Annotated in this window: 14 protein-coding genes; 4 read left to right on the plus strand and 10 right to left on the minus strand. The window is 62.5% G+C overall.

Annotation, left to right across the window (positions count from 1 at the left end; translation table 11 throughout):
* Window positions 1-78 precede the first annotated feature (78 nt).
* From IB264_RS02265 to IB264_RS02280, 4 genes are all read right to left on the minus strand, one after another.
* A complete protein-coding gene (locus IB264_RS02265) occupies window positions 79-891 on the minus strand; it encodes a sterol desaturase family protein (protein ID WP_025425810.1) in 813 nt (270 codons plus the stop codon).
* A gap of 98 nt (window positions 892-989) precedes the next feature.
* Complete coding sequence (locus IB264_RS02270; RefSeq protein WP_025425811.1) at window positions 990-1,400, minus strand: tellurite resistance TerB family protein; 411 nt, start codon at window positions 1,398-1,400, stop codon at window positions 990-992.
* 93 nt (window positions 1,401-1,493) lie between these two features.
* Window positions 1,494-2,324: a thermonuclease family protein gene (locus tag IB264_RS02275; protein WP_025425812.1), complete on the minus strand. Its 831-nt coding sequence runs from the start codon at window positions 2,322-2,324 to the stop codon at window positions 1,494-1,496.
* 13 nt (window positions 2,325-2,337) lie between these two features.
* Window positions 2,338-2,982 (minus strand): helix-turn-helix transcriptional regulator, encoded by a 645-nt coding sequence (locus IB264_RS02280; RefSeq protein ID WP_025425813.1) that lies wholly within the window; start codon window positions 2,980-2,982, stop codon window positions 2,338-2,340.
* Between the two features lie 183 nt (window positions 2,983-3,165).
* Between IB264_RS02280 and IB264_RS02285 the strand changes: the two genes are divergently transcribed.
* Window positions 3,166-4,254, plus strand: a complete 1,089-nt coding sequence (locus IB264_RS02285; RefSeq protein WP_025425814.1) for a calcium:proton antiporter — start codon at window positions 3,166-3,168, stop codon at window positions 4,252-4,254.
* A 3-nt stretch (window positions 4,255-4,257) separates the two neighbouring features.
* On the opposite strand, the gene IB264_RS02290 is transcribed toward IB264_RS02285, so the two are convergent.
* A complete protein-coding gene (locus IB264_RS02290) occupies window positions 4,258-4,767 on the minus strand; it encodes a helix-turn-helix domain-containing protein (protein ID WP_025425815.1) in 510 nt (169 codons plus the stop codon).
* A gap of 136 nt (window positions 4,768-4,903) precedes the next feature.
* Here IB264_RS02290 and IB264_RS02295 point away from each other — a divergent pair, with 136 nt between their 5' ends.
* Entirely contained in the window at window positions 4,904-5,377 is a 474-nt protein-coding gene (locus tag IB264_RS02295) for an SRPBCC family protein (RefSeq protein WP_025425816.1), read from the plus strand.
* A gap of 26 nt (window positions 5,378-5,403) precedes the next feature.
* Here IB264_RS02295 and IB264_RS02300 read toward each other — a convergent pair whose 3' ends face one another.
* Entirely contained in the window at window positions 5,404-5,988 is a 585-nt protein-coding gene (locus IB264_RS02300) for a LysE family translocator (RefSeq protein WP_225906201.1), read from the minus strand.
* A gap of 300 nt (window positions 5,989-6,288) precedes the next feature.
* Here IB264_RS02300 and IB264_RS02305 point away from each other — a divergent pair, with 300 nt between their 5' ends.
* Window positions 6,289-7,173: a DMT family transporter gene (locus IB264_RS02305; protein WP_025425818.1), complete on the plus strand. Its 885-nt coding sequence runs from the start codon at window positions 6,289-6,291 to the stop codon at window positions 7,171-7,173.
* Between the two features lie 690 nt (window positions 7,174-7,863).
* Window positions 7,864-8,148, plus strand: a complete 285-nt coding sequence (locus tag IB264_RS02310; RefSeq protein ID WP_025425819.1) for a GIY-YIG nuclease family protein — start codon at window positions 7,864-7,866, stop codon at window positions 8,146-8,148.
* 120 nt (window positions 8,149-8,268) lie between these two features.
* Here the strand turns inward: IB264_RS02310 and IB264_RS02315 are convergent, their stop codons facing one another.
* The 4 genes from IB264_RS02315 to IB264_RS02330 all read right to left on the minus strand — a co-directional run bounded on the left by IB264_RS02315 (window position 8,269) and on the right by IB264_RS02330 (window position 14,085).
* The gene (locus tag IB264_RS02315) at window positions 8,269-10,485 is read right to left on the minus strand and encodes an FAD-dependent oxidoreductase (RefSeq protein ID WP_192433115.1); all 2,217 of its coding nucleotides are present in this window, start codon (window positions 10,483-10,485) and stop codon (window positions 8,269-8,271) included.
* An 11-nt stretch (window positions 10,486-10,496) separates the two neighbouring features.
* Entirely contained in the window at window positions 10,497-10,907 is a 411-nt protein-coding gene (locus tag IB264_RS02320) for a YbaY family lipoprotein (protein WP_025425821.1), read from the minus strand.
* A gap of 2 nt (window positions 10,908-10,909) precedes the next feature.
* On the minus strand, window positions 10,910-12,118 hold the full coding sequence (locus tag IB264_RS02325) for an acetyl-CoA C-acetyltransferase (protein ID WP_025425822.1): 1,209 nt from the start codon (window positions 12,116-12,118) through the stop codon (window positions 10,910-10,912).
* Between the two features lie 170 nt (window positions 12,119-12,288).
* On the minus strand, window positions 12,289-14,085 hold the full coding sequence (locus IB264_RS02330; protein ID WP_192433117.1) for an acyl-CoA dehydrogenase C-terminal domain-containing protein: 1,797 nt from the start codon (window positions 14,083-14,085) through the stop codon (window positions 12,289-12,291).
* Between the last annotated feature and the right edge of the window lie 317 nt (window positions 14,086-14,402).

A 14,402-nucleotide genomic window follows, 5' to 3' on the forward strand; every position in this document is an offset into this window, starting at 1 on the left:
AGCGGCTCCTCTGAGACAGAAACGCTCTGCAGTTTATGTCGCCAAACCGCCGCACACTTTGCGCGGACATGCTCCAAATCAACTGCGACGGAAGGGCAGGAGTAACGACCACAAAAGCTTGGTCGGCTCGCTGCGGCCATAGGCGGTCAACCCCGTTTCGATCGCATCGTCGCCCCGTCGCGGCCGATCCGTATAGGTCGAGAACAGCCGGTCCCAGATCGCCAGGTTGAAGCCGTAGTTCGAATCCGTTTCCGAGCGCTCGGTCGAGTGGTGGATGCGGTGCATGTCGGGCGTGACGATCAGCGGCCGCAGCGCCCGGTCGAGGCGGGGTGGCAGCCGCAGATTGGCATGGTTGAACATGGCAGCGGCATTCAGCACGATCTCGAACATCAGCACGGCGACGGCAGGTGCGCCGAGCGCGACGACGACGGCAATCTTCCAGATCATCGAGACGACGATCTCCAGCGGATGAAAGCGCAGCGCCGTGGTCAGGTCGACGCCCGGGTCGGCGTGATGAACCCGGTGCATTCGCCATAGGGCGGGGACCTTGTGAAAGGCGACATGTTCCAGCCAGACGGCGAAGTCGAGCAAGACGAAGGCGATTGCGCCGGCCACGAGCGGAGGAACGCCCAATGCCGGCAGCAGGCCGTATCCCCGCGCTTCAGCCCAGAGTGCCGCGCCCGTGGCAGCGGCCGGGAAGATCAGCCGCAGCGAAAGCGAGGACAGAACCAGGATAGAGAGGTTGGTAAACCAGCGGCGCGCCTTCAGCGCCTTTTGCAGTTCCGGCCGCTCCAGCCTCGGGTGCAGAAGCTCGAGCGCCGCCATGGCGGCAAAGACCGAGAGAAAGGCCAAAAGGCGCCACATGGGTTCGGTCACGCCGAAAAGCTGCATCCCTCAGGCCTCGCTGCCGTTTTTCGGTGAAGCGATATCACGCTTCGGCAGGAGAGCGCCAAGACACGTTGACGTGAACCGGCCGGATCGGCCCGCCGTTACCTGCGGAAGCGGGCGAGCGCGCCGCGTTCGATTGCAGCGCAGGTAAGCTTGTCGAGGCCGAGGCGATCACGCAGCAACTGCAAAAGGCGGATCTCCTCGTTGCGGATGCGCTGGTCGGCGGCCGCAATCTCGACGGCGAGCGCATAAGCCGTCTCGTAAAGCCTCTCCGGCAGCGCCTCGCGAACGATCTCAAGCACGATGTCGAGGCCTTCAGGGGCGGCAAGCTGGGCTGAGCATTCGTGGCCGACGAGCACAAGCTGGTCCTCGTCGAAGCCTTCGAAGGCGGGAAGAAACTGCACGAGCCTGCCGATGCGCGCGAACTCGTCGTCGCTCATCTCCCGGTCGACCGCCGACATCATCACCATGACATAGACAAGGGCTTCGTGCTGGCTGAGGTTGGGTGGCATGGAGGCTTTCCGCAAAGTGTCTGCTGCAGCGACGTCTGCGCGTCTAATAAGACGCGCGGCGCTGTAGGAAGAACTGGTGTGTTCCGCCGTTCCTTACAAGTCCGGTGCCGCTTCGTCCATCGTTGCAGCGGCGCTCGGATCGTCGAACGGCATCGGCGTTTGGCGAAAATCGCGCGGGTCATCGCCGTAGAAGCCAAGCCTTGACTTGCGTGCCGCTTCGGCCTGCTCTTCAAGCACCGAGCCCGGCAACGGTGTCGCCCAGCCATTGGCAACCAGCCAGGCGGCAGGATCCTGGCCGCCGACGGTGCACCGGGCGGTGACGGTCTCGCCCGTTCCGTCTCCGGGGATGTCGCAGTTGACCGCACGGGCACGCAGGAAGTTGCGGAAGGCGGTCCGGGCGACCATGCCGCAGGGCCAGCTTTTGCCGGCGCTTTCGCAGGTCCGTTCCGCCGCTTCCGGCTCGATGCCGTCGAGTTGCAGTGTTATCTTGCCGAAGCGGATGAGCCCGGCGGCGAGCGCCATCGGCTGTTGGAGGACCGTCGGCGCCTTCGGCTTGTCCCTGTCGGTATCCGACAGCGGCGTTCGCGGTTCTATGCGTTCGAGTGGCTTCGTCGTGACTTCGTCGGGCAGACCAAACTGTTGCGGTTCGATGGCGCGGGCAGTGGTCTCGGTCGAGTGGGAGCTGCTTTCGCTCTGGCCACCATCAGGCACCGTGTCGTTCTGTTCAGGGGCCGTCATGTCGAACGGCACGTCTTCGGCGCCGACCTCAGGCTGCGTTTCCCCCATGTCGGGCGTTTCGAGCACGAAGTCCGGCGTGGCGCCACTTTCCCGGTCGCGGATCGTCGTGGCGCCGGCATAGAGGATGCCGGTATAGAGCGCTATGGCGGCAATCCCGCCTGCCAGGGTGACCAGTTGCTGCCGCATCAGGAAAGATGTCCTATTGGCTGGCCCAGATGATCCGGGCAATCCATTCGACTTCGCTCATCTCGAAACTCCGGTTGGGATGTTCCGGATTGAGCGATAGCAGTTCGATATTGCGTGGAGTATGCCGCACCAGGATTTTCGCCATAACCTCGCCTTCGCGGGTCTTGACCACGACACGGTCGCCGCGCCGGACCTGCGCGCCCGGGTCGACGATCAGAACGTCGCCGTCGCGATAGAGCGGCAGCATGCTTTCGCCCTGGATCTCGAGCGCATAGATGCCGGCGCGTCGCTCGGCCGCCGCCGGGAAATCGACGACGTCCCAGCCCTGGCCGGCCGGAAACCCGCCATCGTCGAAGAAGCCGCCAGCGCCAGCCTGGGCAAAACCGATCAGCGGTATGGCGGGTTTATACGGCTCGGTTCGGGCGGCGTCAGGGCGCATCAGCGCCATGAACTGGTCGATGGTCGCACCGGTCGCATCCAGCACCTTGGCGATCGATTCCGTCGACGGCCAGCGCTCGCGGCCATCGGCGGACTGGCGCTTGGATTTGTTGAAGGACGTCGGGTCGAGCCCGGCGCGGCGCGCAAGCCCGGACGGCGAGAGCTGGTGGCGCTCGGCCAACGCATCGATGGCGTGCCAGATGGTGTCGTGTGACAGCATGAATGTCTGTTCCGCGGCAGGGCGGCGACGGCCGCACGTCCTTATTCGACAGTAGATTAACCAAGCCGGCCAGGGTGGTAAAGAACAGGGAGGAAAATAATCCTTGGTCGTTCCGATTGAAATAGAGTGGCCCGCTTCTATAGTCCTTGTCGTTGCTTGAGTTTAGCCGGCGAGGGGGCTCATTTGTTGGCGGTGCTGAAATCCGAACGTCTGCTGTTCGCCGCCTTGGTTGCCGCGATTGCCGGTTTTGTGCTGGAGCACCCCTTGCTCGAAATGGGGCAGGTAGCTTCGCTCGTTGGGGCGGCCGCATTGGTGGGTGCGATCGTGCTGGCGTCGATGCGGGTCGCCCATCACGCCGAAGTCCTCGCGGCCAAGGTCGGCGACCCCTATGGCACGATGATCCTGACGCTGTCCGCCGTGCTGGTGGAAGTGATCATTCTGGCGATCATGATGACCGGCGAGAGTTCGCCGACGCTGGTGCGCGACACGATCTATTCCGCCGTGATGCTCGATATCAACGGCATTCTCGGTCTTGCCGCGCTGCTTGGCGGGCTGAAACACGGAGAGCAACCCTACAACGACAATTCCGCGCGCACCTACAGCGTCATGATCCTGACGGCGATGGGCATTTCGATGGTCGTGCCCGAATTCGTGCCGGCCGCGAGGTGGCACTTCTATTCCGCCTTCACCATCGGCGCGATGATCATGCTCTACACGCTGTTCCTGCGCATGCAGGTGGGGGTGCACAGCTACTTCTTCAGCTACAGCTACCCCCGGGCGAGGAGCGACGGGATTGATGATGCCGGTGAACCCGACGAGCCGGTGCTGCCGTCGATCGTGATCCTGCTCATTGGCGTGGTGCTGATCGGCGCGCTTGCCGAAATCATGTCGGGGCTGCTGACCTCAGGCCTCAAGGGGAGCGGCGCGCCGCCGGCCGTCGCCGCCATCGTCGTCGCCGCAATCTCGGCGTCGCCCGAGATCATGACGGCGATGCGTGCAGCACTTGCCAATCGCATGCAGGCGGTCGTCAACATCGCGCTCGGAGCATCGCTGTCGACCGTGATCCTGACCGTGCCGGTGATGGAGGCGATTGCGCTTTACACCGGCCAGCCTTTCATCATGGCGATGTCGCCGGTGCAGACGGTGATGGTGGCGATCACGCTGATCGTTGCAGCGATCAATCTCAACGACGGTCAAACCAATGCCATCGAGGGCATGACGCATTTCGTGCTGTTTTCCACCTTCGTCATGCTTTCGGCTATCGGTTTGTAGTCCTCAAGCGACCGCGTTTTCCCTGGTCTTGCGGGCGACGACATCCTCAAAGGCTGCCTGCAATGTCGCGCGCACGCGCGGCGGACCATCGAGGGCCAGTCCGAGATGCTCGTAGCGAAGCTCGTCCATGAAGCGGTTCCAGAGCTCAGGCCCGCCGGTTTCCATCAGTTCGGCCCGGATGCTGAGCTCTTCGCTGACGGGCAGGTAGCGCCGCCCCCAGGCGCCGAGATGCGCCATGATCGGCACCAGCGCGATGGTCATTTCTGTGAGGCTGTAGATGGCCTTCTGCTTGTGCGTCGGGTCATCCGTCTTGGTCAGCATTCCCTGCTCGACAAGCATCTTCAGCCGATCAGCAAGAATGTTCGACGAGATGCCCTCCTGCGATCGCAGCAGTTCGCGGAAGTGCCTTTTGCCCCCGAAGATCATGTCGCGGACGATCAGCAGGCTCCATTTGTCGCCAAAGACCTCGAGCGAGAGATTGATCGGGCAGCCGGAGCGATGATCGTCTTTCATTGGGGTCCTTTCAAAACTGCTTGCATTATTGCATCAGTGGAATTATCTTGCAACTGCTTTCAAAATGAAATCAGTTATCTGGCTGCGCGCGGAAGCGCTGGTGCGTCTGCGCAAATGGATCGAAGAGGAGAAGATCATGAGTGCCAATTCCGTGGAACATGCGAGCTTCACCATCGAACGGGTTTTCAAGGCGACGCCCGAACAGGTCTTTCGCGCCTTCGCCGATCCGGCGGCGCACGACCGTTGGTTCGTCAAGGCGGACGGGTGGCCGGTCGCCGAATATAGCCACGACTTCCGCGTCGGCGGGCGCGAGAGCGGCCGCTTCAGCAAGGACGGCAAGACCTTCTATCACAACGACACTGTTTACCTCGATATCGTCGAGAACCGGCGCATCATCTCGGCCTATACGATGGCTGAGAACGAGCGGCGGATTTCCGCTTCGGTGGCAACCGTCGATATCCAGCCGCACGGCGCCGGCACGCGTATCGTCTTCACCGAGCAGGCGGCCTTTCTTGATGGGCTCGACCAGGTCGCCTATCGGCGTGAGGGCTGGGAAGAGTTGATCGCCGCGCTTGGCACCGAACTCGGCGAGACGGCGGAAGCCGCCTGATCTGCCATCGCTGCGGATCTGCGGCATTAAAGCATCGTTGCCAGCGCGCTGCCGGCGATGCCGAAGGAGAACACCGCGAGACAGACGGCGGCAATGCGGCGCGGCAGATTGGACATGTGCGCGCCGCGCGACAGCCGGATGAGCATGGCGCCGGCGCCGATCCAGAACGAGCCGGCGACAACGACGAGCAGCGAAAACCCTGTGATCCACGGTATCGTCGCCACCAGTCCGGTCTGCGGCAAAAGCACCAGGGCTACGATCAGGGCCTTGGGATTGAGAAGCGTCGTAACGAACACCCGTTGGGTGGTGATCTCGGGCGAAGCCCGGTTGTCGTCACCGGTGGTCCACAGTGCATAGGCGAGGAAAAGGACCCAGAAGGCAGCCACGATCCGGAGCGCGAGCCCGATCTGCGGATGCGCCGCGAGAAATGGCGCAAGCAGCGCCACGGCTGGAATGATCACCGCGAGATAACCGCCGAGTTCGCCTAGGAGCAGCTGCGCCGAGCGCCGAAAACCGACCGCGGCGCCGGAGAGCCAGAGCAAGGTGTTCGTCGGGCCCGGCGTCGCCAAGAGGACGAGGGCGGAAAGGGTGAAGGCGAGCGGTTGCATCATCGAGGATCCGGTTTCGCGGCGATATTGCGGTCATGTACAGCATCGCGCATCAATCTGGATACGCTCCTGTTGCCGCCGCACTGAGACTTTCTGCATAACTCCCGGGACCGACCCCGACCTGGTTGCTTCATGCGTAGCGAAGAGGCCGGTCCGGGGCCTTGATCTCCATCAAGCGAAAGTACGAACACACTCCAAGATTTCGCCACAGCGCAGGCTGCCGCCACCTCTTCCGCCTTGAGCGGCGGCGCGCTATCAGACGGGCGCTGCCGCCTTTTCTCCCGGCTGCCATCGGGGCTTTCCATGAACAAGACAGTGCTTTCCGGCATCGTGATGACGACGTTTTCCTATTTGCTGTTCTCGCTGCAGGATGCGTCGGTCAAATGGCTGGTGGTCGGCTATTCGGTCTGGCAGATCCTGTTTACCCGCAGCATCACCATTCTCCTCCTGTGTCTGGTGATCGGCCGGGGCAGGCTCGTGCGCCGCGCGATCTCGTCGCCCGTCGTCAAGCCGCTGTTCGTGCGCAACCTGTTGCTGCTGGCCGCCTGGCTTTCCTATTTCAATGCGGCCCGCGATCTCGCCCTTGCCGAAATGACCACGCTTTATTACGCCGCGCCGATCGTGGTGACGCTGCTGGCCGTCCCGATCCTCAAGGAAGACGTGCCACCAATCCGCTGGTTCGCGGTGCTGCTCGGCTTCATCGGCGTGCTGATCGCCTGCGATCCGCTTGGAACGGGCATGAGGCTCTCGCTGCCGGTTTTCCTGGCGCTGATGGCCGCCGTGTTCTGGGCGATCGGTACGGTGATGCTGCGCAAGACCGCGCTCCAGGAGACGACACTGACGCAGATGACGATCTCCAACGTCTTCTTCATCGCAATGACCGGGCTTGCCGTCGGCTTCTACTGGACGCCGCCGGCGCTGTTCGATCTCGCGCTGATGGCGGGCACGGGGGTGATCGCCGGCATCGCGCAATATGCGCTGTTCGAGGGCATGCGCCGGGCGCCGATCTCGGTGATCGCACCGTTCGAATATACCTCACTCGTCTGGGCCTTCGGCCTCGGCTTCCTGATCTGGGGCGATATTCCGGCGAGCAACGTCTTTGCCGGCGCCGGCCTTATCTTCGTCGCCGGACTGACGATCATTGTCGGCGAGCGCTTGGCCCATCGGCGGGTGGTTGCCGAGGTTTAGCCCGCCTCAAGCAGCGGTAGCTCGATTGTCCAGCTGGCATGATGCCATCGGCCCGGTCTGCTCCAGCATTGCTACACCGAATTCGGCCACCTCGCCAAAGTCCTGACGTCGCTTTACTGGGCCGATCCGGCCAATCGCGCCGATGCGCCGGTGCTTTGGTAGCGCCCGACGGCAGCAGTGACTGCGCAGAAGATTGCCGGCGCGCGGCAACGTTCTCTCCTCCGCGCTCCTCGGGCTTGACGCAAGGACCGATCGGTTAGCGCCGCGAACGGGTCTGGATCCTCGGGTCAAGCCCGAGGATGACGGGTGGAGGGCCGGCTGAAGACAAATGCTACCGAAGTGATGCTCAAAGTGCGTTCAGTGCCCCATGTCGCGGTGCCGGAACGCTTCATTTTCCCCGACGGGAAGACGTTTCTCTGCGCCAGCGTTCGCGACGCGGACAGGCACCAAGGGAAGCCTGCCAGAGTAGAAGACGCACCTATTCTCGGATCAAAAGGAAATCGGCTCGTCCTCCGACAGTCATCCTCGGGCTTGACCCGAGGATCCATGCGCCCGAGCAATAACGCAAGGGTGTATTGCGAGGATCATTGGTCCTCTCTTATCCCGGTTGTTTTCCCGCATCACCAATGCATCTCGCCACTCCGATCTGGACTTGACCAGAACGAGCAGCGGCCATCACTATTCGCGCGCATGGCGGGCTATGTCTACATCGTGACCAATCAGAAGAAAGGGACGCTCTACATCGGCGTAACATCCGATCTTGCGCGCCGGATCTATGAGCATCGCGAAGGCTTGATGCCCGGGTTCACTTCAAAATACGGGTGCGCCCGGTTGGTTTGGTACGAAGAGCACCTTCAGATCGGCTCTGCAATCCAGCGTGAGAAATCTCTGAAGCGCTGGTATCGCCAATGGAAACTCGACCTGATCGAGCGCATGAATCCGGACTGGCGCGATCTCTATGAGGAATTGTGGTGACAAATTGGCGAGGGTCGCTTCTGCGGCACCTTATGTCGCGATGTAGCCAACTCATCTGAGATTTCCAACAAACGAAAACAGGCTCCGTGAGGAGCCTGTCTGCATGTTCGGTGGGATCTTTTACGCCGCCTGCCTCTTCTCGCCGTAGGGGTCGAAGCGGCCGTAGAAGGTTTCGCCGCGTTCGGCCATTTCCTTCAGCAGTGCCGTCGGCTTGAAGTGGCTGCCATAGTCCTTGGCAAGCTTCTCGCACATCTTGACGAAGGCCTTGGCGCCCATGCCGTCGATGTAGGAGAGAGTGCCGCCGGTGTAGGGCGCAAAGCCGAAGCCGAGGATCGAGCCGACGTCGGCTTCGCGCGGATCGGTGACGATGCCTTCTTCCATGGTGCGGGCCGCTTCGAGCGCGATCGTTGCCAGGAAGCGCTGCTTCAGCACCTCGACGTCGATCTTGTCGGCATTCTCTTGCGGATAGAGCGTCTTCAGCTCCGGCCACAGGTACTTCTTCGCGGGCTTTGCCGGATATTCGTAGAAGCCCTTGCCGTTCTTGCGGCCGCGACGGTCGAGGTCGTCGACCATCTTGTTGATCAGCGCCATGTGCTTGGGATCGACGGCCTTTTCGCCGAGATCGGCGACGGTGGCTTTCAGGATCTTCTGGCTGAGGTCGATTGCCACTTCGTCATTGAGCGACAGCGGGCCAACCGGCATGCCGGCCATCTTGGCGGCATTTTCGATCATCGCCGGCGGCACGCCCTCGATCAGCATGTCATAGGCTTCGTGGATGTAGCGGAAGACGCAGCGGTTGACGTAGAAGCCGCGCGTGTCGTTGACGACGATCGGCGTCTTCCTGATCGCGGCGACATAGTCGAGCGCGACGGCGAGCGCCTTGTCGCCGGTCTCCTTGCCGAGGATCACTTCCGTCAGCATCATCTTCTCGACCGGCGAGAAGAAGTGGATGCCGATGAACTGGCCGGCACGCTTCGAGTTCTTCGCAAGGCCGGTGATCGGCAGCGTCGAGGTGTTGGAGGCAAAGATCGTGTCTTCGCCGATCACCGCTTCCACCTTCTCGATCACGTCCTTCTTGACCTGGCGGTCTTCGAACACGGCTTCGACGACGAGCCCGACATCCTTCAGGTCGTTGTAGTCTGCGGAGGGCGTGATGCGCGCAAGCAGCGCTTCGCCTTCTTCCTTGGTCAGGCGGCCCTTGCCGACCGAATCCTTGACCAGGCCCTCCGAATGGGCCTTGCCCTTGGTCGCCGCTTCCATGTCGCGGTCGATCAGCGTGACGGCGATGCCGGCGGCGGCCGTCACATAGGCGATCGAGGCGCCCATGAAGCCGGCGCCGACGACGCCGACATGCTTGAACTCGGACTTCGGCACGCCGGCCGGGCGGCGGGCACCCTTGCCGAGTTCCTGCATCGAGACGAACAGCGAGCGGATCATCGAGAAGGCTTCGGTCGTCTGAAGGATCTCGGTGAAGTAGCGCTGTTCGATCTTCAGAGCCGTGTCGAAGGGGACCTGCAGGCCCTCATAGACGCATTTGAGGATCGCGATCGCGCCTGGGTAGTTGCCTTGCGTCTCGCGGCGCAGGATACCGGAGGCAGCCGGCCAGAGCTGGGCCGAGGCCGGGGTCCAGATGCCGCCGCCGGGTACCTTGTAGCCCTTTTCGTCCCAGGGCTGGACCGGCTTCAGGCCGTTCTTGATCATCGCCTTGGCAGCCTCGACCAGCTTGTCGGCGTCGACGACTTCATGCACCAGGCCAAGCGCCTTGGCGCGCGCCGCGGTCAGCGACGAGCCGGTGGTCATCATCTGCAGCGCGTCCTGCGCGTTGGTCAGGCGCGGCACGCGCTGGGTGCCGCCGGCGCCGGGGAAGATACCGACCTTGACTTCAGGCAGGGCGATCTTGACCGACTTGGAGTTCGAGGCGACGCGGCCGTGGCAGGCGAGCGAAAGCTCGAAGGCGCCGCCCATGCAGGTGCCGTTGATCGCCGACACCCACGGCTTGCCGGAGGTTTCGAGCTTGCGGAACAAGCCGGTCATGCGGCCGACGAGGTCGAAAAGCTTCTGGGCGGCGTTATCAGGGTCCTTCTTCTTTTCTTCCTGCTGGAAGGTGAACATCGACTTGATCATCGAGAGGTCAGCGCCGCCGGAGAACGACGACTTGCCCGACGTGAAGACGACGCCCTTGACGGCGGCATCGGCCGTCGTCTCGTCGACGATGGCGTTCAGCTCTTCCATCACCTCCTGGGTGAAGACGTTCATCGACTTCTCAGGCATGTCCCAGGTGACCAGGGCAATGCCGTCGGCATCGGTCTCGATCTTGAAATTGGTATACTTCGTCATGGTTCTCCCCCTCAGTAGAGAATGGGTTCGATGCGCAGCGAGATATTCGATCCGCCGCTGTAACGTTGTTTGGTGGTGTTGGTGGCGATCAGCCTGCCGTCGCGCTCGACGCTGATGGTGAAGCCGGCATCGGCGGCCTTGTCGAGTTCGGGCTTCGGCACCTGCAGCACGAAGGGCACACGGTTTGCCTTGCCGTCGCTCGAAACGGACGTTTCGGCGATCAGCTTGGCGGCCACATCCATCACGCCCTGCTCCTCGAGCCGGATGGTGACGGTGCCTGCCGGAACCGGGCCGTTGGCGACATTGGAGATCGCACCGGTCAGCGTGAAGCTGTCGCCGCCTTCGTCTTCGGAGACGCAAGCTGAGACTGCAAGCAGCCCCAGCCCCATCAGCCCGAGAAGCGTGCGGCGCGTGGCTACCATCGTCAGACCCTTTCGATGATCGTTGCGGTGCCCATGCCGGCGCCGATGCACAACGTCACCAGCGCGGTGTTGAGATCGCGCCGTTCCAGCTCGTCGAGCACCGTGCCGAGGATCATCGCACCGGTAGCGCCGAGCGGATGGCCCATGGCGATCGCGCCGCCGTTGACGTTGATCTTGTCGTGCGGAATGTCGAAGGCCTGCATGTAGCGCAGCACGACCGCGGCAAACGCCTCGTTGAGCTCGAAGAGGTCGATGTCGGAGAGCTTCATGTCGGCGCGCTTAAGCAACTTCTCGGTCACGTCGACCGGGCCGGTCAGCATCAGCGCCGGGTCGGAGCCGATATTGGCGAAGGCGCGGATGCGGGCGCGGGGTTTGAGGCCCATGCTTTCGCCGCCGGCCTTGGAGCCGAGCAGCACGGCCGCGGCGCCATCGACGATGCCCGACGAGTTGCCGGCATGGTGCACGTAGTTGATCTTCTCGATTTCCGGATGCGCCTGGATGCCGACGGCTTCAAAGCCGCCCATCTCGCCCGGCATCTGGAACGACGGGTTGAGCGAGGCGAGCGCCTGCATGTCGGTGCCGGGACGCATATGCTCGTCGCGGTCGAGAATGGTCAGCCCGTTCTGGTCCTTCACCGGCACGACCGACTTCTTGAAGTAACCCTTTTCCCAGGAATGCGCTGCGCGCTTCTGGCTTTCGACGGCGTAGGCATCGACGTCGTCGCGGCTGAAGCCGTACTTGGTGGCGATCAGGTCGGCCGAGACGCCCTGCGGCATGAAATAGGCCGGCAGGTTGACGGACGGGTCCATGAACCAGGAGCCGCCGGACATGCCGAGGCCGACGCGCGACATGCTCTCGACGCCGCCTGCAATGACGATGTCGTCGGCGCCCTGGGCGATCTTCGCCGCGCCGAAGTTGACGGCATCGAGACCCGACGCGCAGAAGCGCGAGATCTGCATGCCGGGCGCGCGGGTGGAATAGCCTGCTTCGAAGGCGGCTGCCTTCGGGATAACCGCGCCGGCATCCATCACCGGATCGACGCAGCCCATGATGATGTCGTCGACGGTTGACGTATCGAGCCCGTTGCGATCGCGCACGGCCTCCAGCATCTTGGCCGCAAGGCGAACGGACGGCACTTCGTGCAGCGAGCCGTCCTTCTTGCCACGGCCGCGCGGCGTGCGCACGTGGTCGTAAACGAAGACTTTCGTCATGTCTCATCTCCCTTTCGGCAGCACCTGATGGTGCCGCCCGTCAAACACTTACAGCGCGGCGCGTCAGACGCGCTAAGGACGCTGTAACACTTTAAACTTGCTGCATAATTTTACGCCTAGATCGGATCCGATTTAAGGAATCATGCAGTAGAAATCGGAACGCGGCGAAATCAGAACGCCGCCGCGTCGAGCGCCATCAGCGTGTCGGCGCCAGTCTCGATGCGGGCCTTGCGCAGCGCCGTTTCCGGCAGAATTCTCTCCATGAAGAACGTCGCGGTAATCAGCTTGTTCTTCAGATAGTCCGCGCGTGCCGTTTCGCCAGAGGCCAGTTTTTCCTCGGCGGTCTTGGCGATCTTCGCCCACATGTAGCCGAGCACGACCAGACCGAAGAGGTGCATGTAGTCGGTCGAGCCGGCGCCGGCATTGTCGGGCTTGGCCATGGCGTTCTGCATGAACCACATGGTGGACGCCTGCAGGTCGTTGAGGCCTTTCTTCAGCGCCTTGGTGTAGGTGGAAAGCTTCTCGTTACCGCGGTTTTCCTCGCAGAAATCGCCGATTTCCTTGAACAGCGCCATGACGGCACGGCCGCCGTTGAGGCCGAGCTTGCGGCCGACGAGGTCGAGCGCCTGGATGCCGTTGGCACCTTCGTAGATCATCGCGATGCGGGCATCGCGGACATACTGGCTCATGCCGTGTTCTTCGATGTAGCCGTGACCGCCGAACATCTGCTGCGCCATGACCGCGTGGTCGAAGCCCTTGTCGGTCAGGACGCCCTTGAGGATCGGCGTCATCAGGCCGAGGATGTCGTCGGCCGTCTGGCGGTCGGCGTCATTGTCGGAGCGGTGGGCGATATCGGATTTGAGAGCAGTCCAAAGGGTAAAGGCGCGTCCGGCCTCGTTGAAGGCGCGGATCGTCATCAGCGTGCGGCGCACATCCGGATGCACGATGATCGGGTCGGCCTTTTTGTCCGGCGCCTTCGGGCCGGAAAGCGAGCGGCCCTGGATGCGGTCGCGGGCATAGTTGGCGGCGTTCTGGTAGGCGATTTCGGCGACCGACAGGCCCTGCAGGCCGACACCGAGACGGGCTTCGTTCATCATCACGAACATGGCGTTGAGGCCTTTGTTCTCCGTGCCGATGAGGTAGCCTTCCGCCTCGTCATAGTTCATGACGCAGGTCGAGTTGCCGTGAATCCCCATCTTGTGCTCGATGGCGCCGCAGGAGACGCCATTGCGCTCGCCCGGCTCGCCGTCGGCGGAGAGCTTGAACTTCGGCACGATGAACAGGGAAATGCCCTTCACGCCATCCGGCGCGCCCTCGATGCGGGCAAGCACCAAATGGATGATGTTCTGCGACATGTCGTGTTCGCCGGCGGAGATGAAGATCTTCTGGCCGGAAATCTTGTAGGCGCCGTTGCCATCGGGCACGGCCTTGCTGCGCAGGAGGCCGAGGTCGGTGCCGCAATGCGGCTCCGTCAGGTTCATCGTGCCGGTCCAGGTGCCGTCCACCATCTTCGGCAGATAGGCCCGCTTCTGCTCATCCGAGCCATGGACGAGGATCGCAGCGATCGCGCCCTGGGTCAGGCCGGGATACATCGTCAGCGCCATGTTGGCCGAGGACATATATTCGCCGACGGCGGTGTGCAGCGTGTAGGGCAGGCCCTGGCCGCCGAATTCCTCTGGCACCGAAAGCCCGAGCCAGCCGCCTTCGCGGTAGAGATCAAAAGCCTGCTTGAAGCCCTTGGGCACGCTGACCGAGCCGTCGTCGTGCCGCTTGCAGCCTTCCTGGTCGCCGGAAAGATTGACCGGAAACAGCACTTCTTCCGCAAGCTTGGCGGCTTCGCCGACGATTGCTTCGATCATGTCGGGCGTCGCATCGGCAAAGCCGGGAAGGTTGTTGTATCGCTCGATGCCGAGCACGTCGTTCAGAATGAAGAGAGTATCGTCGACCGGTGCCTTGTAGGTGGGCATTCTTTCCTCGCCTTTTTCGCTTTCGGATCGCCGCCTCCAAGCGGCCGACGTCCGGTTGCAACATGCCGAATGCGCCGCCATCTGAGGGCGGTCTCGCATCGTTGGCAGGATGCTACAAAATTTTGACGTTTGCGTAAACGTCAAAAATACCGCCCGATCGAAGTTTCGCTTGCGGATAAAAGGCGCGGTGAAATCGCCGCCGCACAACACTCTCCATCAGCTAGCACTGTCAAATCGTTAAAAAATCCGCGCCGGTTAACGGCTTGTTTACCACGTTTAATGAAAGGTGCGTGTTGAGATGGTCAAAGCTGCAACCG

The sequence above is a fragment of the Ensifer sp. ENS11 genome, assembly GCF_014851895.1.
Classification (GTDB): Bacteria; Pseudomonadota; Alphaproteobacteria; order Rhizobiales; family Rhizobiaceae; genus Ensifer; species Ensifer canadensis.

Excerpts from the sequence above, each read along its gene's own strand:
- IB264_RS02275 (WP_025425812.1), bottom strand. The coding sequence starts at position 2,324 with ATGCGGCAGCAACTGGTCACCCTGGCAGGCGGGATTGCCGCCATAGCG.
- IB264_RS02305 (WP_025425818.1), top strand. The coding sequence starts at position 6,289 with ATGAACAAGACAGTGCTTTCCGGCATCGTGATGACGACGTTTTCCTAT.
- IB264_RS02270 (WP_025425811.1), bottom strand. The coding sequence starts at position 1,400 with ATGCCACCCAACCTCAGCCAGCACGAAGCCCTTGTCTATGTCATGGTG.
- IB264_RS02290 (WP_025425815.1), bottom strand. The coding sequence starts at position 4,767 with ATGAAAGACGATCATCGCTCCGGCTGCCCGATCAATCTCTCGCTCGAG.
- IB264_RS02295 (WP_025425816.1), top strand. The coding sequence starts at position 4,904 with ATGAGTGCCAATTCCGTGGAACATGCGAGCTTCACCATCGAACGGGTT.
- IB264_RS02320 (WP_025425821.1), bottom strand. The coding sequence starts at position 10,907 with ATGGTAGCCACGCGCCGCACGCTTCTCGGGCTGATGGGGCTGGGGCTG.
- IB264_RS02280 (WP_025425813.1), bottom strand. The coding sequence starts at position 2,982 with ATGCTGTCACACGACACCATCTGGCACGCCATCGATGCGTTGGCCGAG.
- IB264_RS02300 (WP_225906201.1), bottom strand. The coding sequence starts at position 5,988 with ATGATGCAACCGCTCGCCTTCACCCTTTCCGCCCTCGTCCTCTTGGCG.
- IB264_RS02315 (WP_192433115.1), bottom strand. The coding sequence starts at position 10,485 with ATGACGAAGTATACCAATTTCAAGATCGAGACCGATGCCGACGGCATT.
- IB264_RS02330 (WP_192433117.1), bottom strand. The coding sequence starts at position 14,085 with ATGCCCACCTACAAGGCACCGGTCGACGATACTCTCTTCATTCTGAAC.
- IB264_RS02310 (WP_025425819.1), top strand. The coding sequence starts at position 7,864 with ATGGCGGGCTATGTCTACATCGTGACCAATCAGAAGAAAGGGACGCTC.
- IB264_RS02265 (WP_025425810.1), bottom strand. The coding sequence starts at position 891 with ATGCAGCTTTTCGGCGTGACCGAACCCATGTGGCGCCTTTTGGCCTTT.
- IB264_RS02325 (WP_025425822.1), bottom strand. The coding sequence starts at position 12,118 with ATGACGAAAGTCTTCGTTTACGACCACGTGCGCACGCCGCGCGGCCGT.